Raw genomic sequence first — 22,176 nt, 5'->3', positions numbered from 1 at the left:
GCCAAGACTGATGCCATTTCGGGAAATTGCAAGGCGCATCCGTGGCCGCCGTTAATGCAATTTTGTTCGCCAATTCCGAGATGTCCCGCTTCGGTACAATTGTGGGCGGATGAGGTCTCTTTGCAGCCCATTCCGATTAGGGGGCCGGGCTGGAGCAATTCCAGGCAAAGTGCAGCGCGGTTTTCGTCCGCATCCTGCCCCGATCCAGGCGAACCGATCACGCTTATGATCTAAGGCGTGCAAGCCTTGATCGCGTCCAGCATGCCCTGAAAGCGTGGGTGGTCGCGGATAGGATCCAGATCGGAATCATATTTAAACCACATGAGCTGGTAGCAGGAGGAGTGGGGCAGCAGGCGGTCCAGGAGATCGAGCGCCACATCGCATTCGCCGAGAAGCGCATGGACGCAAGCGGTATTGTATTGGGCGACGATATCGTCGGGATCGATCGCAAGCGCCCGGGCGGCCCACTCCTTGGCACGTGCGCCTTCGCCGATATGGGCGAGCGCCAGTGCTCCGCGATGGGCTGGACCTGAATTTTCGGGATGCTTGTCGAGCGCCCGCTCAGCCCGCTCGAAACCGATCCTGGCCCATTTCTCCCGCTCATCCGAGCGCCCGACCGACTGAAACGCGCTCATAAGATGGATCGGAGACAGATAATCGTCGGGCCTGAGCTCCGCGGCATGCAGGAAGAATCGGATCGCATCCTCGAATTTTCCCTGCATGAACAGGAAGCGCCCGTAGTGAAAATTGGCTTCGTAGAGATCGGGTTCGATCGCAAGCGCCTGCTCGAATTCAGCGACGGCTTCATCGTCGCGACCATCCTGATGCAGCGCAAGCCCACGCGAGGCGTGGGCTTCGGCCAGATTTGGATCGAGCGTGAGCGCCTTGGCGCTCATCGTCATGATGCTTTCGAGCGGAAACTCGTCGGCATGCCAGTCACGCAAAGCGGATTCGCAGTCGGCAATGCCGGCATAGGCCCTGGCATACAGCGGATCGAGCTCGACCGCCTTGGCGAACATGCGCCGCGCGAGCAGCAGATAGGCTCTGGTCCAGGCATGCGAGAACTGCCGACCCCGGAGATAATAGGTATAGGCTTCGACATTCGTGGTCGGTTCCGCGGCGATCGCCTTTTGCTCCTCCGGCAATAGCTTGACCTTGAGCTGATCGACGATCGCATGGGTGATTTCGTCCTGAATGGCGAAGATATCGGTGAGATCGCGGTCGAAGCGGTCGGCCCAGACGTGGCCGCCATTCTTTGCGTCGATGAGCTGGCCGGTGATGCGGACACGCTGGCCGGCCTTACGGACGCTCCCTTCGAGAATGAAATTGACGCCGAGTTCCTGCGCGACCTGCTTCACCTTCACGGATCGCCCTTTGTAAGTGAATGATGTATTGCGGGCGACGACGTAAAGACCGGAAATCTTCGACAGATCCGTGATGATGTCTTCGGTGATGCCGTCGGAAAAATATTCCTGTTCCGGATCGCCGCTCATATTGGTGAAGGGCAGAACCGCGATGAGTTGCTTGTGCCTTTCCTTTGCTGTCGCAAGTGTTGTCGCAGCGGTTGGCGAGACGACCGGGCGATCGAGCGAGATCGTATAGATCCGGACGGCATGTTCGATATTCTTGAGGAAATGCTCGCCACGATCGTTGAACGTGAGTTCGAGGCGCGACCCCACGTGATCACGCACAGACGCAGAGACCGCGATGCCGCCGGGCTCGGCGATGCCCTCGAGCCGTGCGGCAACATTCACGCCATCGCCGAAGATATCGCCGTCCTCGACGATTACATCCCCGAGGTGGACGCCGATGCGGAACTCGATACGCTTTTGTTCGGGCACATCCTTGTTTCGCTGCCGCATGTCCCGCTGGATTTCCGACGCGCAGGCAACGGCGTTCACGACGCTCGGAAATTCCACAAGCATTCCGTCTCCCGTCAGTTTGACGATGCGTCCCTTGTGCACGGCGATCTTGGGATCGACCAGTTCGTTCCGATGCCGTTTCACGGCAGCGAGCGTACCGGACTCATCGGTGCCCATCAGCCGGCTGTAACCAACGATGTCTGCTGCGAGGATTGCGGCTAGTCGGCGTTCCAAGTGTCCCTCGAAATTCTCTTGTAGTCGGAAACGCTAATTTAACCATTTATTACTTACATGTCCTGCAGATCGTTAGCAAAGTTTTCCGCAGGAAAAAGCAACCGCGTTTCGAATTGGGACAGGCGTATCGACTGGTTGCGGCTGGCTGTATCGGCGGCCTTGACGGAAAAAAGCCGGGAGCGTTTGCTCCCGGCTTCTTTGGTTTAGCAAAACGCTCGCTTGCCTCAGCCCTCGAAGAATTCCTTCATCCGAGCAAAGAAACCCGTTGATTCCGGATTATTCTCCTTGGAGGAGATCTGCTCGAACTCCTGCAGCAGTTCGCGCTGGCGCTTGGTGAGTTTCTGCGGCGTCTCGATCTGGATCTGAATATAGAGGTCGCCGGTCTGGTTCGACCGCAATACCGGCATGCCCTTGCTCTTCAATCGGAACTGCTTGCCAACCTGCGTTCCTTCCGGAATGCTGACGCGCGATTTCGTGCCGTCGAGCGTTGCGACGTCGAAGGTGCCGCCGAGCGCGGCCGTTGTCATCGAGATCGGAACCGTGCAATAGAGATCGGCGCCGTCGCGCTGAAAGAACTCATGCGGCTTCACCGACAGGAAGATGTAGAGATCGCCGGCGGGACCGCCGCGCAAGCCCGCTTCACCTTCGCCTTGCAGGCGAATGCGCGTCCCATCCTCGATACCGGCCGGAATATTGACCGAGAGCGATCGCTCTTCCGTCACACGGCCCTGGCCATGGCATTTCGGGCAAGGATCGGGAATGATCGTGCCGCGGCCGTGGCAGGTCGGGCAGGTCCGCTCGATTGAGAAGAAGCCCTGGGCGGCCCGCACGCGGCCGGCACCCTGGCAGGTGCTGCAGGTCTTCGGTTGCGTGCCGGGCTTGGCGCCCGAACCCGAACAGACATCGCAGGTGATCGAGGTCGGGACGCGGATTTGCGCCGTCTTGCCGGTATAGGCCTCTTCCAGCGTGATCTCCATGTTGTAACGGAGATCCGCGCCGCGTTCGCGCCCGCCGGAGGAGCGGCTGCGCGCGCGGCCGCCGCCCATCATCTCGCCGAAGATGTCCTCGAAAATATCGGAGAATCCGCCGCCCGCGAAACCACCGCCGCCGAAGCCGCCACCCCCCATGCCGCCATGCTCGAAAGCCGCGTGACCGTATCGGTCATAGGCTGCCCGCTTCTGCGGGTCCTTGAGCATTTCGTAAGCTTCGTTGATTTCCTTGAACTTGCGTTCCGCTTCCTTGTCGTCCGGGTTCTTGTCCGGATGATATTTCATCGCCAGCTTGCGGAAGGCGCTTTTTAGTTCTTTTTCGTCCGCCGTTCTGGCCACACCCAGAATTTCGTAAAAGTCCGCTTTTGCCATAAAGGATTAGACCCCGGAAAATGGATTTCCGGCTGCCAATGGCAGCCGGATTTCATCGTTGAGCATAACCGCCTTCCGCGGATTACGCGGACTTCTTACGGTCGTCGTCCTTGATTTCTTCATAGTCGGCATCGACGACATTGTCTTCGCTGCTAGCGGATGCATCGGCTGAAGATGCTTCTGCTTGCTGCGCTTCATAGATCGCCTGACCAAGCTTCATGGAAACTTCCATGAGGGTCTGGGTCTTGGCCTTGATATCGTCTGCGTCCGGCTCGCTGGCTTCCGCAGCGGTCTTGAGCGCTGCGATCGCGTCAGAGATCGCGGTGCGGTCGGCTTCCGAAACCTTGTCGCCATAATCCTTCAGCGACTTCTCGGTGGAGTGAATCAGGCTTTCGGCCTGGTTCTTGGCTTCTACGCCCTCGCGACGCTTCTTGTCTTCAGCGGCATGGGCTTCGGCGTCCTTGACCATCTTCTCGATGTCGGCGTCGGAAAGACCACCGGATGCCTGGATGCGGATCTGCTGTTCCTTGCCGGTGCCCTTGTCCTTGGCGGAGACATTGACGATGCCGTTGGCGTCGATGTCGAAGGTGACTTCGATCTGCGGTACGCCGCGCGGGGCTGGCGGCAGGCCGACGAGATCGAACTGGCCGAGCAGCTTGTTGTCTGCGGCCATTTCACGCTCACCCTGGCTGACCCGGATGGTGACGGCCTGCTGGTTGTCGTCGGCGGTCGAGAAGACCTGGCTCTTTTTCGTCGGAATCGTCGTGTTGCGCTCGATCAGACGGGTGAAGACGCCGCCCAGCGTTTCGATGCCCAGCGACAGCGGGGTCACGTCGAGGAGCAGAACGTCCTTGACGTCGCCCTGCAGAACGCCGGCCTGGATGGCGGCACCCATGGCGACCACTTCATCCGGGTTGACACCCTTATGCGGTTCCTTGCCGAACAGCTGTTTGACGACTTCCTGGACCTTCGGCATGCGGCTCATGCCGCCGACGAGGACCACTTCGTCAATTTCGGCAGCGGTAACGCCGGCATCCTTGAGGGCTGCCTTGCAAGGTGCGACCGTACGCTGGACAAGATCGTCGACCAGGCTTTCGAGCTTGGCCCGCGTCAGCTTCAAGGTCAGGTGCTTTGGACCGGTAGCGTCGGCCGTGATGAACGGCAGGTTGATTTCGGTCTGCTGCGAGGAGGAGAGCTCGATCTTGGCCTTTTCAGCAGCTTCCTTGAGGCGCTGCAGGGCCAGCTTGTCGTTCTTGAGATCGATGCCGTTGTCCTTCTTGAACTCGGCAACAAGGTATTCGACGAGGCGCATGTCGAAATCTTCACCGCCGAGGAAGGTGTCGCCGTTGGTGGACTTCACTTCGAACACGCCGTCACCGATCTCCAGGATCGAGATATCGAAGGTGCCGCCGCCCAAGTCGTAGACAGCGATGGTCTTGCCTTCTTTCTTGTCCAGGCCGTAGGCAAGCGCAGCAGCGGTCGGCTCGTTGATGATGCGCAGAACTTCAAGACCCGCGATCTTGCCGGCATCCTTGGTTGCCTGGCGCTGCGCGTCGTTGAAGTAGGCGGGAACGGTAATGACGGCCTTTTCGACCTTTTCGCCGAGGTAGGATTCGGCGGTTTCCTTCATCTTCTGAAGAACCATCGCGGAGACTTGCGACGGAGAATAAGACTTGCCATTGGCTTCGACCCAAGCGTCGCCATTGTCGCCCTTCAGGATCTTGAAGGGGACCAGGTGCTTGTCCTTCTCGACCGTCGGATCTTCATAGCGGCGGCCAATCAGGCGCTTGACAGCAAACAGCGTGTTCGTCGGGTTGGTAACGGCCTGGCGCTTTGCCGGCTGGCCAACAAGACGTTCGCCGTCATCGGTAAATGCCACCATGGAAGGTGTGGTACGGGCGCCTTCGGCGTTTTCGATCACTTTCGCGTCCTTGCCGTCCATGACGGCGACGCAGGAATTCGTAGTTCCCAGGTCGATACCAATTACTTTTGCCATGTCATTCTCTCCTTGAAGCAAGCTGTCGGAACCCCGAACAGGCGTTTCCCTGACAGCCCCTTACGGGATGGTCTTGTGGATTGCGCAGTCATGACTGCGGTGATGCCGCGTATATAAGTAGCGGTTTTACTGACTGCAAGGCGAGAGTTAAACCGGAATCAAGCAAAACGAATGCGTTGTGCCTGAAATGCTTCAGCGTCTTAAACAGCATGTCGACACCCTGAAAAACGGTGGATTTCCTATGAGATCAGCCTTACGTCCCTCATGCAAGCGATATCAGGAAGCAGGATGATCAATTGCCCATGATGATGTCGAGAAGCGTCGTGCGTCGCGGCTGCACGCCGGAGGTGCTCGACGGCTCGCCAACATCGCCGGGAGGCACGATGTTGTCGTAGCCTGTTCCATCCTGCACGGCCACGTCGCCGGGCGGCACGGGATAGTTCTGCGGCGAGCCGGCCTGTTGCTGCTGAACGGGGCGCTGCGGTAATTCATTGCCGCCGAGAACGCCGGAGATAAGACCCCCGATCGTGGTTGGCTGTTGCTCCTGCGATGATTGCGCTACCGGCCGACCATCGCCGCCGTTGTCGATATATTGGCCGCCGCCGAAGATCGGTGCAGGTGACAATCCCTGATGTGCAGCAACCATGAATTCCTTCCAGGCTTTCGCCGGAAGGCCGCCGCCGGTCACCCGCTTCATCGGTTTGCCGTCATCATTGCCGAACCAGACCCCTGTCGTCAGGTTGCTGGTGAAGCCGACGAAGAGCGCATCGCGGGAATTCTGGGTGGTTCCCGTCTTGCCGGCTGCCTGCCAGCCCGGAATGCGCGCGCTCTTGCCCGTGCCCCCGTTGATGACGCCCATCATCATGGCGTTCATTTCGGCAACGATCGTTTCGGACAGCACACGCGGCGGGTCGCCGTATGTATTCTCGTAGAGGACCTTGCCCGACGCGGTCGTAATGCGCCGAATCACATGCGGTGTCGCCTTGTAACCGCCGTTCATGAAGGCGGCATAGGCGGATGTCAGCTCCATCAGCGAGACTTCGGACGTGCCGAGCGCGATCGAGGCATTAGGCTGGAGCTCGGATTCGACGCCGAGCCGGTGGGCGAGCTTGATGACCTGTTCTGGCCCGACCTCCATGACGAGTTGCGCGGCAATCGTGTTCAAGGAATGGGCGAGGGCAGTCGCAAGGGTCACCTCGCCGCTATACTTCTTCTCGTAGTTTTCCGGTGTCCAGTTGCCGATCCGTACCGGCGCGTCATTGCGGATGGAGGAAGGAGTGAGCCCCATTTCGAGTGCGGCGGCATAGACGAAGGGCTTGAAAGAGGAACCTGGCTGACGTTTCGCCTTGACGGCACGATCGAATTGGCTCTCCGCATAATCCTTGCCGCCGACCAGCGCCCGGATCGCGCCTGTGCCGTCGATGGAGACAAGTGCTGCCTGGGAAGCGTCGAGCTTGACGCCATCCTTGTCGAGGACGTCGACGAGGGTTTGCTCTGCCTTCTTTTCCAGTGATTTATCGATGGTGGTATCGACGACGACGTCTTCCTTCACGTCGCCGACAAGGCCGGAAAGCTCGTCCATTACCATATCCGCGACGTATTGGCCGGCGCCCGACCAGTAGCTTTTCGCCTTTGCCGGCGGCTGTGACATCGCGGTCTTGATTTCCGCATCGGTAATGAAGCCCTGATCGCGCATAGCCTGCAGCACGACCTGCGCACGCGCATTGGCGGCCTCCGGATCGCGGGCGGGAGACAGGCGCGACGGGGCCTTCAAGAGGCCCGCCAGCACGGCCGCCTCGCCGAGACTGACGTCGCGGGCGGACTTGTTGAAATAGCGCCGCGAGGCCGCTTCGACGCCATAGGCGTTCGAACCGAAGAAGACGCGGTTCAGATACATCGCAAGGATCTGATCCTTCGTGTATTTCTGCTCCAGCCAGAGAGCGAGCAGCACCTCCTGCACTTTGCGCTCCAGCGTGCGCTCCGGCGAAAGGAACAGGTTCTTGGCAAGCTGCTGTGTCAGCGTCGAGCCGCCCTGGACAGTGCGGCCGCTGACGAGATTGGTGACCAGCGCACGCGCAAGACCGAGCGGATCTATGCCGTAATGCGAATAGAAGCGTCGATCCTCGATGGCGATCACGGCTTCCGGAATATAGGGCGACATGTTGTCGAGCGAGAGCGCCTCGCCGCCAGTCGTGCCGCGATTGGCGATCACGCTTCCGTCGACTGCAACGATCTTGACGTTCGGCGGACGGTCGGGAATGGCCCAGGTGCTGGCGCTCGGCATGCGTGAGCCGTAGTAGAGCACCAGTCCGGCAACGCCGATGCCCGCCCATATGGCAAGGACGATGCACCAATAGACGAGCCTGCGGATCAGGCCGGTGAAACCGCCGGACTTACGCCGTTCAACCTTACCGCGTCTTTTCTGAGACTTCGCCCGTGGAATATCCGCATTCCTGCGACCGGACGATCGTCCGCCCGCAATCCGGTCGCTGGCATCGAGAGAAAAGTCGTCATCGCCGTGATCATCGCTGCCGGCAAACGAAGGTTCTATCCTGTCGCGTGATCTGTTTCTGCCTGCCATCGCGGACCGGTCGTATCTCCGATTATTCTGATTACCTGCAGGACAGGCTTGCTTGCCGCCCAAAGCCGTTCGTGCGGACCCACCGCTCGGTGGACTCTAAATGCGGCGATTTAAGGGGTGGTTAAAGAACTGAAAATCCGCTTTGATAACAGCCGCAATTCCTTATCGCTTCGAGTTAGTACCATTGGACAGCTTGTCGTCGGAGCAGCCGTTTGGTTAGCTGGCACAGTGCCATGGAGGGGCTACAATGCGTCCTGTCATCACCTTGATCGCCGTTGCGATCTTTGCGACGTCCGCCTCAGTTTCACCATCGAATGCCCAGTCGAGAAAGGTCACGCAGCGGCCTACCGTATCGTCGATGGCAGCCGGTGAGACAGTTCTCTTCGACGACAAGAGTTGCCCGGCGGGAATGATCGCCAAATTCACCAAAGCCAAGAATCGAGAAAAGATAACAAAAAAGTGCGTTCATCAGTGATATCTGATGAGGAGAAGCATACGCCGGCTCAGCTTGACGCTGAAACTGGCTAAGAGCGCGGATTCCGCAACCGCGGTATTGCGCGGTCCAGCTGGAACTTTTCACTTCATCGCGCGTTCCATCGCGGTCTCAAGAGTAGAGCCGGAGACGTTCAATGAGAATCGATACGAAAGAGATTGATGAGACGAGGCTGCGCGAGGTCTGGAGCATCAGGGAATTTGCGCGTCGGCATCGTCTTGACCGTGCGGAGGAGGAGCGCCTCCGGAAGATGTTCGGAGACTTCGCTTCAAGGCATGAGCTGCTCATGAATGCGCGAAGACCTCCACAATTCCGATAGTAGTTGCAAGGAAATGCCACTGATAGAGTGAAGGTCACCGGGGGTACCCTTTTTGTTTTATACATCTCTCTGGAACTTTCGACTGTCCTGTTTCATTATGGCTCAGAGTGATTGTGACGAAGGGAGGAGTACGATCATGCCGACCGAAAAATGGGAAAAACCCATCGAGGTCAGCTTTATCGGTGAAGGTTCACGCATCGTTGGAGGTCCCTTCGAAGCGTTGATTTGTTTGACCGAGGGCTGGCCGGACATGCGGGGTATCCAGTTTTTAAGGGCCCGCAGCAAGTGCCGTGCAGCACTTGCCGGTCGTGGCACCGCCGAGGAAGCCCGCTCGGAATTTCTCGCTGCGGTTCGCGAAGTGGAAATAAGCAAGCATTGACGCGCCTCCGTCCAAACGGGCTCTATTTGACATGAGAGCGGAAAAGAAAAGGCCCGCGTGAGCGGGCTTTTCCTTGGATATTTTAGAGACGGAACTCGAGATAGATTCCGTTGCCGCGGTAATAGTCGCGGCGCCAGTCATATCCACGATGCCAATGGCGCCTGTAGTATGAGCGGCGCCAATCACGACGATCGTGGCGCCAAGCCCGTTCTCGCCGCCAATCCCAATCATCTTCATAGTAGTAGGGGTAGTCGCGATAGTAATGGCGTCGGTGCCGTACCTGCTCGATCGGGGATGCTTCCGAGATCGACGGACGCGCCAATGGCATCGCACTTACCGGCTCGACAGAAGTCAGAGCCGCCCCCAAACCCAACGTTGCCGCGATGGTCGCGGTGACGATCCTGTTCATGGGTGTACTCCTTCCGTTACTGAAGAAGAGGTTACACTATTCTGAATGAACTCTGCATGAACATGATCCGGAACAAAGGCGGGAGCAACTGCCAATGAAGCCTTGCTGGAAGGGCGGCGCTTTGGTCGCCCTTTCCGACCTTGATGTCTCAGCAGGGCGCGTTATCCGGCGTGCAGCGTGGCGACCTCGGACTTGAGCCCTCCCGAATCATCCTTTCCAGGTGCGGATTCTGAACTCTGCGCTCGCTGTCCCGTGAATGCTCCCTTACTTCCTCCGTCCGCGGGCTCTCTACGCGCTGCCGGTCATTGTTATCGTTGTCTCGCCTGCGATCATTGTCGTCCCGCCTGCGTTCGGCGCGGCGCCAGTCGTCGTCACGTCGGTTGTCAAAGCGCCACTCATCGTCGCGCCGCCCATAGTCCCGTCCCCAGTTGTCATCCCGGCGATAGAAATCGCGGTCACGATCCCCGTAGTCCCGTCCATAATAGGATCCGCGACGCCAACGATCACGGTCGCGATAGAAGTCGCGGTTGCGATAGTAGCGATCCCAGTAGTTGTCGACGCTGAAAACGACCGTTGGTATTCCAAGCGGACGATAATAGTCGGGCTCGACATAGACGCGCCGCTGCCGATAGACCGCCTGGACATATCGGCCGGCTACCCAGCCGCGACCGCCATAGAACTCCACGTCGCACCATGGGACCTCCGCAAGGCAGCCATGAATTTCGACCGACTCGCCGGCCGGAATGACTGTGACGGCAGGATATCGCGTGCTTGGCCCCGAGCGCATGTTGACATCAGCGGTCGCATAGCCTTGCGCCGCCTGCACGATCGCCGGCACGAGCATGAGCGCGCCGGTCACGAAAGCGCCTAGAACTGTTCTTTTCAACGAGGTTACTCCTTGATTTTCGGGCGCCTTGCATCGCGATTCGTCGCATGCCGGCATCCCTGAGCCTGTAATCCTGTAATATGGAGTAGCCTTTCGCTTTGGTAAGGCACTCCTTATTTTTCATGGAACAGCTTACCAAACCTCGCCTGAACCTAGGTTGAACGCCGGAAAGTTGTGTCAGGGCTTGAAATGGGGAAGAGAAGCACCGACTTTTATGCCAGAAGATCACGTAGCCGGTGGAACCTCGAGCACGCTTCGGCGTGTGAGCTTCCTTCCATGATGCGGTCGAGGAAGGATAGAGGCAATGTTAATCTTTCCGGACCACTCTCGGCTGCGACGTCCGCTTTCCCTTTGACCACGGATGTACTGGCACTGCTGTGAAGGTGGATAACGAAAGGCCGGTTCGATCCGGCCTTTTTGTTGATCACTTCTCACTCGGACGCGCTTTTGTCAGGCGGTCAGCGCATCGAGGATCCGAATCCAGGAACGGATGCCCTTGTGGTAGGATGCGAGGTCGTATTTCTCGTTCGGCGAATGGATGCGATCGTCGCTGAGCCCGAAGCCGACGAGCAGCGATTCCATGCCGAGCATCTTTTGGAAGTCTCCGACAATCGGGATTGAACCGCCCATGCCGATGATGATCGCAGGCTTCGGCCATTCATCGGAAAGTGCTGTCTTGGCTTTTGTCAGCAGCGGCGAATCGTAGGAGAGGTGGATAGCTGGCGAAGCGCCATGCGCGTGAAACTCGACGGAGCAGTCGGCCGGGATCTTCGAGCGCACATAGGCGCGGAAACTTTCTCGGATTGCGGCCGGATTCTGTTGCCCCACGAGACGGAAGGAAACCTTGGCCGAAGCCTTGGCGGCGATTACGGTCTTGAAGCCCTCGCCCGTGTAGCCGCCCCAGATGCCGTTGATCTCGGCCGTCGGCCGAGCCCAGGTCAGCTCCAGGGCGGAACGGCCCTTTTCGCCTGATGGCACGGAGAGACCGACCTCACCCAGAAAATTCTCCGCCGTGCGGCCGAGCGTCTCCCATGATGCCTTGATATTGTCGGGCGTCTCCTCGACGCCTTCGTAGAAGCCTTCAAGTGTGATGCGGCCGGTCTCGTCATGAAGGCCGGCGAGGATATCGGCCAGGATGCGGATCGGATTGGCGGCAGCGCCGCCGAAAAGGCCGGAATGAAGGTCACGATCGGCGGCAGTCACGATGACTTCCTCGCCGACGAGGCCGCGGAGCGCTGCGGCGATGGCGGGCGTGTCTCTGTCCCACATGCTCGTATCGCAGACGAGCGCGTAGTCGGCCTTGAGCTCGGCGGCATTGGCTTCAAGGAAAGGCCTTAGCGACGGCGAGCCGGATTCCTCTTCGCCCTCGAAGAGAATGGTGACGCGGCAGGGAAGCGCGCCGTTGATTTCCCTATAGGCCCGGCAGGCCTCGACGAAGGTCATGAGTTGGCCCTTGTCGTCGGAAGCGCCCCGTCCCGTCAGGATCTTGCGCCCCTCGCCCATGTCCTTGATTTCAGGGGTAAACGGATCGTTTTCCCAAAGCGCGACCGGATCGACCGGCTGCACGTCATAATGTCCGTAGAAAAGCACGTGCGGCGCATCGGGGCGCGCAGCCGCGTGATGCGCCACCACCATCGGGTGGCCTGCTGTCTCGCGCACCGACGCATCGAAGCCGAGCGATTTGAGATAAGCCGTCAGCCATTCGGCCGCCACGCGGCAATCCGCCTTGTAGGCGGGATCGGTCGAGATCGATTTGATCCGCATCAGTTCGAAGAGCTTGTCCAGGCTCGAAGTCAGGTTCTTGTCCGCGCGTTCAAGCACCGGTGATACGTCCGTCATCTGCGACTCCTTCGTGATTTTGGTCGGGACGATAGACCAAAGCTCATCCCGTTTCGAGGCCGAAAGGAGGATCATCGATGCAATTTATGGTTACTTGGCGTGAGGGGCGGATCGGCAGCTACCTGCTCGGCAGCCGGCTATCGAAATCCTGCGCCAATTTTGCCCCATTTGCCATCCAATGACCGAATTACCCCGAGGGCCGAAATCAAAGTCTCTTCGCGTTCTCGATGACGCGGCGTATATATTCCATCAGCAGTTCGCGCTCAAAGCTGCGAAAACCTTTGAACAGGTCGTGATCGGCCTGCAGGGCGGCCTTGATCGCCTCCGTTTCCATGGCGCAGGCCTTCTCCGTCAGGAATATAAGCTGCGCCCGCTTGTCGGAGGGGTGCGGTCTACGCTCGATCAAGCCATCCCTTGCCATGCGTGAGAGCGTGTTGGCCATCGTCGCCTGTTCGATATCAACCCGCTCCAGAAGTTGCTTCTGGGTCAGCCCATCCTCGGCCCATAGTTCGAGCAGGATAGGGAACTGACCGGGCGAAAAGCCAAGACCGACCGCCCGTTGATGCAACGAGCGGGCAAAACCTTTCGCCATCTGGCTGGCGAGGTAGGCTGCCGAGTCTATCCGCCTGAATCCCATGATTTTAGATAAGCCTAAATTTGGGACGAAACAATCAATAAATCGCAAGCGATCTATCGGGACGATGCGGTAACTTCAAAGGTTGAGGCCCATATAAGAAAGCCGCCACGGTCTGGAGGTGGACCATGGCGGCTCTAATTGGGGACAAAGGCCCGGAGAGGGGATAAGGCCTTTGTCCAAGCCTGATGCGGCGGGGGACAGGCCGGTCATCAGACCCTCGGCGTAATGAAGCGCCGGTAACAATGAAATGTGCTTTCGAATGTGGTTTTTCAAGGGAGGGGGCCAAAACCGACTGTTACAAATCGGTAACAATTCAGTGAGGCTGAATCCATTCGAGCGCCTAACTTTGTGTGGACCTTGAAGGACGCCCGCGCTATCCATGCTGCCATGAAAAAAGGCGATCATCTCTTCCTCGTGGACGGTTCCGGTTTCATCTTCCGGGCCTTCCATGCCTTACCTCCGCTGACGCGAAAATCCGACGGGCTTCCCGTCGGAGCAGTCTCCGGTTTCTGTAATATGCTTTGGAAGCTTCTGACGGATGCGCGTGACACGTCCGTGGGCGTTACCCCGACGCATTTCGCCGTCATCTTTGATTATTCGTCCAAGACTTTCCGCAAGGATATCTATGACGCCTACAAGGCCAATCGTTCCGAGCCGCCGGAAGAGCTGATCCCGCAGTTCGGCCTGATCCGTGAAGCGACGCGTGCCTTCAACCTGCCGTGCATCGAGACGGAAGGCTTCGAAGCGGACGATATCATCGCCACCTATGCGCACCAGGCGGAGAGGATCGGCGCCGACGTCACCATCGTTTCATCAGACAAGGATCTGATGCAGCTCGTCACGCCGAACGTCCACATGTACGACAGCATGAAGGACAAGCAGATCGGCATTCCGGACGTGGTCGAAAAGTGGGGTGTCACACCCGACAAGATGATCGACCTGCAGGCCATGACCGGCGATTCGATCGATAACGTCCCGGGCATTCCCGGCGTCGGGCCGAAGACGGCGGCGCAGCTCCTTGCAGAATACGGGGATCTCGACACTCTGCTGGCGCGTGCAGACGAGATCAAGCAGCAGAAGCGGCGCGAGACGATCATCGCCAATGCCGAAATGGCGCGTTTGTCGCGCGAACTCGTGCGGTTGCGGACCGATGTCCCGCTGGAACTCGACCTTGACGCATTGGTGCTGGAGCCGCAGAACGGTCCAAAGCTGATCGGCTTCCTGAAGGCGATGGAATTCAGCTCGTTGACGCGGCGTGTCGCGCAGGCCTGCAATTGTGACGCCAGCGCCATCGAGCCCGTCGACCTCAAAATCGAACGGGGAGCGTCTGCCCACGGCCCGGATCTCGACGTAGCGGGAACTGCGCCAGCCAAAGCTGCGCCCGTCGCCGGAGCTGTTGCCGAAATCGAAGGCCCTTCCGTTCCGGTGCTGGCGGTTTCCAAATTTCGCGTGGCGAGTGGGGATGCGGCAGCACCGGCCGACCTTGCCAAGACGCGCGCCGAGGCCTTTGCTTCGCTGCCGTTCGATCATTCGGGCTATGTGACGATCCGTGACCTGCTGACGCTCGACCAATGGATTGCTGATGCCCGCGAGACAGGCCTTGTCGCCTTCGACACCGAGACGACCTCGCTCGATGCGATGCAGGCGGAGTTGGTCGGCTTTTCCATGGCGATTGCCGACAATGCGGAGAACCCGTCGGGCACGAAGATACGGGCGGCTTATGTGCCGCTCGGCCATAAGAACGGTGTCGGGGATCTGCTTGGCGGCGGGCTTGTCGAAAACCAGATTCCGATGCGCGATGCCCTGCCACGGCTGAAGTCGCTTTTGGAAGACGAGTCGATCCTGAAGGTCGCCCAGAACCTGAAATACGACTACCTCCTGATGAAGCGGTACGGTGTCGAGACGAAGAGTTTCGACGACACGATGCTGATGTCCTATGTGGTTGACGCCGGAGTAGGCGCGCACGGCATGGACTCGCTCTCGGAAAAATGGCTGAACCACAAGCCGATCACCTATAAGGAGGTTGCCGGCAGTGGACGGGCGAACGTCACCTTCGATCTGGTCGATATCGAGCGGGCAACCCATTATGCGGCCGAGGACGCCGACGTGACGCTCCGGCTCTGGATGGTGCTGAAGCCGCGGCTTGCTGCCGCCGGGCTCTCGGCCGTATATGAGCGGCTGGAGCGCCCGCTTGTGTCGGTGTTGGCACGCATGGAAGAGCGCGGCATTACGGTGGACCGGCAGATCCTCTCGCGCCTTTCAGGAGAACTGGCTCAGGGTGCTGCCGCACTCGAGGATGAGATCTATACGCTTGCCGGCGAGCGCTTCACGATCGGTTCGCCGAAGCAGCTCGGCGATATTCTTTTCGGCAAGATGGGACTTGCCGGCGGTAACAAGACGAAGACCGGACAATGGTCGACTTCGGCGCAAGTGCTTGAAGACCTGGCCGCTGCCGGATTCGAGCTGCCGCGCAAGATCGTCGACTGGCGCCAGGTCACCAAGCTGAAATCGACCTATACCGATGCGCTGCCTGGTTATGTCCATCCCGAAACGAAGCGGGTGCATACATCCTATGCGCTGGCATCGACCACCACGGGGCGGCTTTCCTCCTCCGAGCCGAATCTTCAGAACATTCCGGTTCGCACGATCGAAGGCCGCAAGATCCGCACCGCCTTCATATCCACGCCAGGCCACAAGCTGGTCTCGGCGGACTACAGCCAGATCGAGCTTCGCGTGCTTGCCCATGTCGCCGACATTCCGCAACTGCGGCAGGCTTTTGCCGACGGTGTCGATATTCACGCCATGACGGCCTCCGAAATGTTCGGCGTGCCGGTGGACGGAATGCCGGGCGAGGTGCGCCGCCGCGCCAAGGCCATTAATTTCGGCATCATCTACGGCATCTCCGCCTTTGGTCTCGCCAACCAGCTTTCGATCGAGCGCTCGGAAGCCGGCGATTACATCAAGAAGTATTTTGAACGCTTCCCCGGCATCCGTGACTATATGGAAACCACGAAGGCCTCTGCCCGCGACAAGGGCTACGTCGAGACCATCTTCGGCAGGCGCGCGCACTACCCGGAGATCCGCTCGTCCAATCCGTCGGTTCGCGCCTTCAACGAGCGGGCGGCCATCAATGCTCCGATCCAGGGATCTGCCGCCGACATCATCCGCCGGGCCATGGTCAAGATGGAGCCGGCGCTCAAAAAGGCAGGCCTTTTGGAACGCGTGCGCATGCTGCTGCAGGTCCACGACGAGCTTATCTTTGAGGTCGAGGATGCCGACGTCGAAAGAACCATGCCGATCATCGTTTCGGTCATGGAAAATGCCGCCATGCCCGCTCTCGACATGCGGGTGCCGCTAAAGGTCGATGCTCGCGCGGCGACCAATTGGGACGAGGCGCACTAAGCGTCTCTCCCCTCCACGACGAAGATTTTTTCCAACGACCGCAAGCGCAGGAAAAGGCTCGCAATTCGGGTCTTCCAGACCCAGTTCCGATGTCCTCTTCCGGCACGCTCGGAAGGAACTTATTAACCTTCCTTTTCTAAGCCGGGGGAGGTCAATAGTTGCTAATCATGAGTGAGTAGCGGATCGAATGCGTTTTCCCAGAACCAATTTGACGGGTGCCGAGGATTTTACCGCTGGTAACGAGGCGGAAGATCCACAGGAGATCTCAGAGGAGGCTGGAGAACGAATACCCGCTCCGCTCTGGCAGAGCAATTTTTCGCTCGCGCCGAATGTGCGCTTCACCCGGACCCCGGAAAGCCTGATAACCAGGCGCCGTCCTCCGCAGGAGGCCGCGCCCGAGCCGGTGCTGGAAGACCCGCCTATTCAAGAAGAAACGATCGTCACGCAGCCTCCCATTCAGGTTGAAAAGCAGGCTATTCAGATGGAGGCACGCGGCCCCATACAGATTGATGTGCCGTTCGATATCTATCTCCCGGAGGCCGAGCCGGTCTCTCACGCTTCGAACGAACCGGTGGTCACGGAATCCGGGACCATAGTCGATCAGCAACTCCAGGCGATTGCCGTCAGCATGCTAAATCAGAAGTCGTCCTTTCGTGCCGTGTCGGGTCTTTCCTCCATCTCGGATTCCGCTTTCTGGGAAGTAATGGCTTTCGAGGAGGAGCGCGCCGAGCCGATTCGAATCCCGTCGGCAGCACTTCCGCCGGTAGCACGTCCGAAAGTCGAGCCTGCGCTCGACTCGATCACCGCGCGTTTCCGCATAGTGGAATGGCGCCCCGGCAGGAAGGCGGTCGATGCCGTCGTCGCACCGATCGAAGTGGCACCGGTGGCCGCACCACCCATGAAAAGCGCTCCGCGTCCCCCTGCGGCCGCCGTTGCGGTCGAGCAGCCGAAGCCAGATTTCGGAAGGGCGCCGCCGATCGCGCCGATGCCCGTTCGGGCTCCGATACCGCCTGTCCAGCCCGTTTTTGTGCCGCCCGACCGTGTGCCGCAGCCGGTCGCCCGGGCGAAGCCCTCGGCAAACGTCACCGCCTCGGGCTATGAGTTTCCGCCGCGTACGCTGCTGCAGGAGCCCGTCGAGCGTGTCGGCGAGATCATGTCGCAAGAGACCCTGGAGCAGAATGCAGGGCTTCTGGAAAGTGTGCTGGAGGACTTCGGCGTCAAGGGCGAGATCATCCATGTCCGTCCCGGCCCGGTCGTGACACTCTATGAATTCGAACCGGCCCCAGGTGTGAAATCCTCGCGGGTCATCGGTCTCGCCGACGATATCGCCCGGTCCATGTCGGCGCTGTCGGCCCGTGTCGCGGTCGTGCCCGGCCGCAATGTCATTGGCATCGAGCTGCCGAATGCCACACGCGAGACCGTCTATTTCCGCGAAATGATCGAAAGCCAGGATTTCGAAAAGAGCGGTTACAAGCTGGCGCTCGGGCTCGGCAAGACCATCGGCGGCGAGCCTGTCATCGCCGAGCTTGCCAAGATGCCGCATCTGCTGGTCGCCGGAACGACCGGTTCCGGCAAGTCCGTCGCGATCAATACGATGATCCTGTCGCTGCTTTATCGCATGACGCCGGAGCAGTGCCGCCTGATCATGGTCGATCCCAAGATGCTGGAGCTTTCCGTTTATGACGGCATTCCACATCTTCTGACGCCGGTCGTTACCGATCCGAAGAAGGCGGTGATGGCGTTGAAATGGGCGGTGCGCGAGATGGAGGAGCGCTATCGAAAGATGTCACGCCTCGGCGTGCGCAACATCGATGGCTATAACGGCCGCGTCGCGCTTGCTCGAGAAAAGGGTGAGACGATCCATGTCATGGTTCAGACGGGCTTCGACAAGGGCACCGGCGCGCCGATCGAAGAACAGCAGGAAATGGATCTGACGCCGATGCCCTATATCGTCGTCATCGTCGACGAGATGGCCGATCTGATGATGGTCGCGGGCAAGGAGATCGAAGGCGCGATCCAGCGTCTCGCTCAGATGGCCCGCGCAGCCGGCATCCATCTGATCATGGCGACCCAGCGTCCCTCGGTCGACGTCATCACCGGCACGATCAAGGCGAACTTCCCGACCCGCATCTCCTTTCAGGTTACGTCGAAGATCGACAGCCGCACCATCCTCGGCGAGCAGGGCGCCGAACAGCTCCTCGGCCAGGGCGACATGCTTCACATGGCGGGCGGCGGACGGATTTCACGCGTCCACGGTCCCTTTGTTTCGGATGCCGAGGTGGAAAAGGTCGTGGCGCATCTGAAGACGCAAGGACGGCCGGAATATCTCGACACGGTCACGGCCGACGAGGAAGAGGAAGAAGAGGCGGAAGAAGGCGGCGCGGTCTTCGACAAGGGGGCGATTGCCTCCGAAGACGGCAACGAACTCTATGAGCAGGCCGTCAAGGTAGTGATGCGCGACAAGAAGTGCTCCACCTCCTATATCCAGCGCCGCCTCGGCATCGGTTACAATCGGGCCGCTTCGCTCGTCGAGCGCATGGAGAAGGAAGGGCTCGTCGGGCCGGCCAACCATGTCGGCAAACGCGAGATCATTTCCGGCAGAAGCGACGGAGAATAGTCAGCCTGACCTGCCTGCCAGAACGAGGGTCTCAGCAACAAACGCGCTCTTGCCGCCGGTGTAGAAATCCCAGTCGCCGTCGGCTCTAGCGGCGAGGCGGCGCTTGAGGTCTGCATATGCTTGCGCCCTCTGGGGGTGCTGTCGCAGATAGTCGCGAAACAGGATCCGATCGCGATGGGCAGGATTGTCGGGTCCGCACAGATAGAGGCGGAAACCATGCCTCTCGTGGTCGCGGGTGAATATCCAGCGGCCTCCGCCATAGGGATCCCCATGGAAGACATAGTTGTCCGCCTTTACCAGAGCGATCGCCTCGGGCAGCACGTCATGCGAAACGATGACCGCATCCATGTCGATCTTCGGCTTCGCCGGCAGGTTCGGTACGGAAGTGCTGCCGATATGATGAACCGCCAGCAATCGGTTTCCTAACAAGGCTGCGAGCTCGTCGCCCAGCGCTTCGAACAGCGTGGGCCAGGCGGGATCGTAGTCAACGATCCTGATCTCTCGCATGCCGTGTCCCTTGTCGCGCCTTTGATAGCCGACCATCAAGTTTGGCGCTCGGCTGATAGAAAGCCACTCAGGGCGTCGATGATCTTGCGCTCGGCTTCCTCGAGTGAACCACTGTTGTCAATCTCGGTAACGTCATATTCGCCACGGACGGTCAAGGGACCACGAGCGAGCCGCGCCATGATGTCCTCGTGCGTCTCACGGCCACGAGCCTCCAGACGGCTTGCAAGGATTTCTGGCCGGGCCGTAACGTTGATCACTTTCAGCCGAGGGAAGGTCGCCTGGAACCGGTGAAGCACGGAGCGCGAACCGTTGGCAATGACTAGGTGCCCGTGGCTCAACGGCTCGAATACTTCGGCGGGAATGCCATAGCGCAGGCCATGGGCCTCCCAGGTGACGGCAAAGGCGCCGGCCTTCTCCATGGCCTCGAAGCCTCCTTCGGAAACGGCCATGTGATCCTCGCCGCCTGCCTCGTCATCCCTGGTGATGACCCGGCGAACGAAATGCACGTCACCTCGGCCCTCGAAGTGCCGTGCGGCCAGCGCCATCAGCGTATCCTTGCCGGCACCGCTCGGCCCGACTACGACGACCATCGTTCCTGCTTCCGCGCCTGCGGGATCCTGCACAATCATCATGCGACACGCCGTCCTTCACGCCATACGGAGCGGCTGACGGGCACGCCCTGCTCGTGATGGACACGCACCAGATCCGCACGCAGACCGGTCGCGATGCGACCGCGATCGTTCAGGCTGACCGTGCGCGCCGGTGTCGCGGTTACCATGGCGATTGCTTTCGGCAGGCTCACGCCTTCGACCTCGTCGGCAAGGATGAACGGCGCATGCAGAAGGCTGAACGGCACGTAGTCCGACGAAAGCACGTCGAGCACGCCCAATTCGGCGAGATCGCGGGCGGCGATGTTGCCGGAATGCGACCTGCCGCGCACGATATTGGGCGCGCCCATGAGCACGCTCATGCCAGCCTCGTGTGAGGCTCTGGCGGCATTGACGCTGGTTGGAAACTCCGCAAGACGCACGCCGTTCTCAATCGCCTCCTCGACATGGTCGAGCGTCGCGTCATCATGGCTTGCTACCGTAATGCCGCGCTCGGCGCAGAGCTTGGAAATCACGTTGCGGTGGGGCGTGGAGTTTCGCGCTGATTCTTCCTGTCGTCTGGCAACGAAACGCGCAAATTCCTCGTCGCTCAGGCCACGCTTCTTCTGGTAATAGAAGATATACTGATCCATCGTCTGGAACTGGCGCTGGCCGGGCGCGTGGTCCATGAGGGAGACGAGCCCGACATAGGGGTCGGCCTTGAAGCCCTCGAAATGCTCGAGAACGTTGTCTGCCGAAACCTCGCAGCGCAGGTGGATCAGATGCTCGGCGCGAAGCCGGTTTTCGCGGGTTGCGGCCTGGATCGCATCGGCCATCTCGCGCATTTCACCATCGGCAAAACCACCGTCCTCGTCCGCGCCCATGCGCAGGCAATCGAATACGGTCGTAATTCCTGACGTAACGACCTGCGCGTCATGGGCCTGGATCGCCGCCGTCTTGTTCCAGCGGATGCCGGGACGTGGCTGGTAATGGCCCTCCAGATGATCGGTGTGCAGCTCGACGAGGCCGGGAATCAGATAGTCCCCTTCGAAATCCTCGCCAAGCCTCGAGCTGCCCTCGGAGATGTCGGCGATCCTGCCGTCACGGACGAGGACGGAACCTGTGATGACATCATCCTCGAGGACGATGCGAGCGTTGGAAAAGACGGTCTCTTTGGTCATCGTGCGATCTTTCAGCTTGTGGCGCCTGCGAGCGGCAACCAGGAGTGAACTTTAAACGGATCTCCGCGCATCTCCTCGACGAAGACGGCGAGCCCGGAAACGGCAAGTGGCCGCCCGGTAAAATCGGCGAAACGCCGGGTCAGGATCGATTTCATCGCCGGCGCATGCTCCTCCGGCACCTGACCCGTCAGTGTCATGTGAAAACGGAAATCGTCCATGACATAGGGATAACCCCAGCGCATGAGATGGGCTCTCTGGCTTTCGGTCAGCTTTTCCGGTTTGCGACGCGCGACATCGGCGTCCGAAAGCGCTGCCCGAAACGGCTCGAAGGACTTTACCACGGTTGCAGCGAAATTTTGAAGGGGGGCATGCAGCGAGCCCGGAACGAGGGCGAAGAAATGACCGATCTGGCCGAGGACGAGTTCTGGGATCTCGAAGGCGTGCGTGCGCGCGGCAAAATCGTGCACAACCGCCATGAGATCTTGCTCGGTGACCGAAGCCGCAAGCTCGAATGGCGCCTTGAGCGTTGCGTGGAAGCCGTAGCGGCGAGGATCGGCCGTCAGGTCGTACTGTTTTTCAGCACTGAGGTTTTCGTGATCGGAGGCAGGAAATGCCTCTCCGGTAAAGGCGTCGCGACCGAGCCAACGGGCTGCCAGTCCGGTCAAAGGATGATCCTTCGGCGGCGTGAAATAGAGTGCGTAGCGCAAGGCTGATATCCTTGGAAATCTTCCAGAACGGGGAGCGCAATGTGCAGTGATTTGGCGGCAAGCCGCAAGCACGCCTGCGCTAAAAGATTTCCATGACAGAATGATGATGGCGGCGCCTGCGATACCACCTTTTTAGGGCATATAATCCCACAATTGCAATCGACGGTCGGAAGACCTGA

At 59.6% G+C, this 22,176-nt stretch carries 17 protein-coding genes; 5 read left to right on the top strand and 12 right to left on the bottom strand.

Features of this window, described 5'->3' with window-relative positions:
- Positions 1-230: 230 nt before the first annotated feature.
- The 4 genes from AAE029_RS23900 to AAE029_RS23885 all read right to left on the bottom strand — a co-directional run bounded on the left by AAE029_RS23900 (position 231) and on the right by AAE029_RS23885 (position 8,034).
- Positions 231-2,096, bottom strand: a complete 1,866-nt coding sequence (locus AAE029_RS23900; protein WP_371075393.1) for an adenylate/guanylate cyclase domain-containing protein — start codon at positions 2,094-2,096, stop codon at positions 231-233.
- 224 nt (positions 2,097-2,320) lie between these two features.
- Entirely contained in the window at positions 2,321-3,457 is a 1,137-nt protein-coding gene (dnaJ, locus tag AAE029_RS23895; RefSeq protein ID WP_371075392.1) for a molecular chaperone DnaJ, read from the bottom strand.
- 82 nt (positions 3,458-3,539) lie between these two features.
- The gene (dnaK, locus tag AAE029_RS23890; protein WP_371075391.1) at positions 3,540-5,453 is read right to left on the bottom strand and encodes a molecular chaperone DnaK; all 1,914 of its coding nucleotides are present in this window, start codon (positions 5,451-5,453) and stop codon (positions 3,540-3,542) included.
- 292 nt (positions 5,454-5,745) lie between these two features.
- The gene (locus AAE029_RS23885) at positions 5,746-8,034 is read right to left on the bottom strand and encodes a transglycosylase domain-containing protein (protein WP_371075390.1); all 2,289 of its coding nucleotides are present in this window, start codon (positions 8,032-8,034) and stop codon (positions 5,746-5,748) included.
- Between the two features lie 247 nt (positions 8,035-8,281).
- Between AAE029_RS23885 and AAE029_RS23880 the strand changes: the two genes are divergently transcribed.
- The 3 genes from AAE029_RS23880 (at position 8,282) to AAE029_RS23870 (ending at position 9,225) form a co-directional block, all read left to right on the top strand.
- Positions 8,282-8,509: a DUF6719 family protein gene (locus AAE029_RS23880; RefSeq protein ID WP_371075389.1), complete on the top strand. Its 228-nt coding sequence runs from the start codon at positions 8,282-8,284 to the stop codon at positions 8,507-8,509.
- A 154-nt stretch (positions 8,510-8,663) separates the two neighbouring features.
- Positions 8,664-8,846: a hypothetical protein gene (locus tag AAE029_RS23875; protein ID WP_371075388.1), complete on the top strand. Its 183-nt coding sequence runs from the start codon at positions 8,664-8,666 to the stop codon at positions 8,844-8,846.
- Positions 8,847-8,982: 136 nt separating this feature from the next.
- A complete protein-coding gene (locus tag AAE029_RS23870; protein WP_371075387.1) occupies positions 8,983-9,225 on the top strand; it encodes a DUF982 domain-containing protein in 243 nt (80 codons plus the stop codon).
- Positions 9,226-9,307: 82 nt separating this feature from the next.
- On the opposite strand, the gene AAE029_RS23865 is transcribed toward AAE029_RS23870, so the two are convergent.
- The 4 genes from AAE029_RS23865 to AAE029_RS23850 all read right to left on the bottom strand — a co-directional run bounded on the left by AAE029_RS23865 (position 9,308) and on the right by AAE029_RS23850 (position 12,981).
- Positions 9,308-9,634: a hypothetical protein gene (locus tag AAE029_RS23865; protein ID WP_371075386.1), complete on the bottom strand. Its 327-nt coding sequence runs from the start codon at positions 9,632-9,634 to the stop codon at positions 9,308-9,310.
- Positions 9,635-9,782: 148 nt separating this feature from the next.
- Positions 9,783-10,520, bottom strand: a complete 738-nt coding sequence (locus tag AAE029_RS23860) for an SH3 domain-containing protein (RefSeq protein WP_371075385.1) — start codon at positions 10,518-10,520, stop codon at positions 9,783-9,785.
- Positions 10,521-10,970: 450 nt separating this feature from the next.
- The gene (locus tag AAE029_RS23855) at positions 10,971-12,359 is read right to left on the bottom strand and encodes a dipeptidase (protein WP_371075384.1); all 1,389 of its coding nucleotides are present in this window, start codon (positions 12,357-12,359) and stop codon (positions 10,971-10,973) included.
- A gap of 205 nt (positions 12,360-12,564) precedes the next feature.
- Positions 12,565-12,981, bottom strand: a complete 417-nt coding sequence (locus tag AAE029_RS23850) for a MarR family winged helix-turn-helix transcriptional regulator (protein ID WP_371075479.1) — start codon at positions 12,979-12,981, stop codon at positions 12,565-12,567.
- Between the two features lie 402 nt (positions 12,982-13,383).
- Here AAE029_RS23850 and polA point away from each other — a divergent pair, with 402 nt between their 5' ends.
- Positions 13,384-16,398 carry a DNA polymerase I gene (polA, locus tag AAE029_RS23845; protein ID WP_371075383.1) on the top strand — a complete coding sequence of 1,005 codons (3,015 nt, stop codon included), beginning with the start codon at positions 13,384-13,386 and terminating at the stop codon, positions 16,396-16,398.
- Between the two features lie 187 nt (positions 16,399-16,585).
- On the top strand, positions 16,586-19,015 hold the full coding sequence (locus AAE029_RS23840) for a DNA translocase FtsK (protein ID WP_371075382.1): 2,430 nt from the start codon (positions 16,586-16,588) through the stop codon (positions 19,013-19,015).
- Here AAE029_RS23840 and AAE029_RS23835 read toward each other — a convergent pair whose 3' ends face one another.
- Genes AAE029_RS23835 through AAE029_RS23820 form a run of 4 tightly spaced genes read right to left on the bottom strand, consistent with a single transcriptional unit; the run spans position 19,016 to position 21,997 of the window.
- Positions 19,016-19,522 (bottom strand): GrpB family protein, encoded by a 507-nt coding sequence (locus tag AAE029_RS23835; protein WP_371075381.1) that lies wholly within the window; start codon positions 19,520-19,522, stop codon positions 19,016-19,018.
- Positions 19,523-19,557: 35 nt separating this feature from the next.
- Positions 19,558-20,154, bottom strand: a complete 597-nt coding sequence (gene phnN, locus AAE029_RS23830) for a phosphonate metabolism protein/1,5-bisphosphokinase (PRPP-forming) PhnN (protein ID WP_371075380.1) — start codon at positions 20,152-20,154, stop codon at positions 19,558-19,560.
- Positions 20,151-21,290 (bottom strand): alpha-D-ribose 1-methylphosphonate 5-triphosphate diphosphatase, encoded by a 1,140-nt coding sequence (locus tag AAE029_RS23825; RefSeq protein ID WP_371075379.1) that lies wholly within the window; start codon positions 21,288-21,290, stop codon positions 20,151-20,153. The genes phnN and AAE029_RS23825 overlap by 4 nt, the downstream gene beginning before the upstream one ends.
- Positions 21,291-21,301: 11 nt before the next feature.
- On the bottom strand, positions 21,302-21,997 hold the full coding sequence (locus tag AAE029_RS23820; RefSeq protein WP_371075378.1) for a DUF1045 domain-containing protein: 696 nt from the start codon (positions 21,995-21,997) through the stop codon (positions 21,302-21,304).
- Positions 21,998-22,176: the final 179 nt, after the last annotated feature.

The organism is Sinorhizobium sp. CB7, assembly GCF_041357635.1.
In the GTDB taxonomy this organism is placed as follows: Bacteria; Pseudomonadota; Alphaproteobacteria; order Rhizobiales; family Rhizobiaceae; genus Rhizobium.
This window is presented reverse-complemented; position numbering and strand designations above follow the sequence as displayed.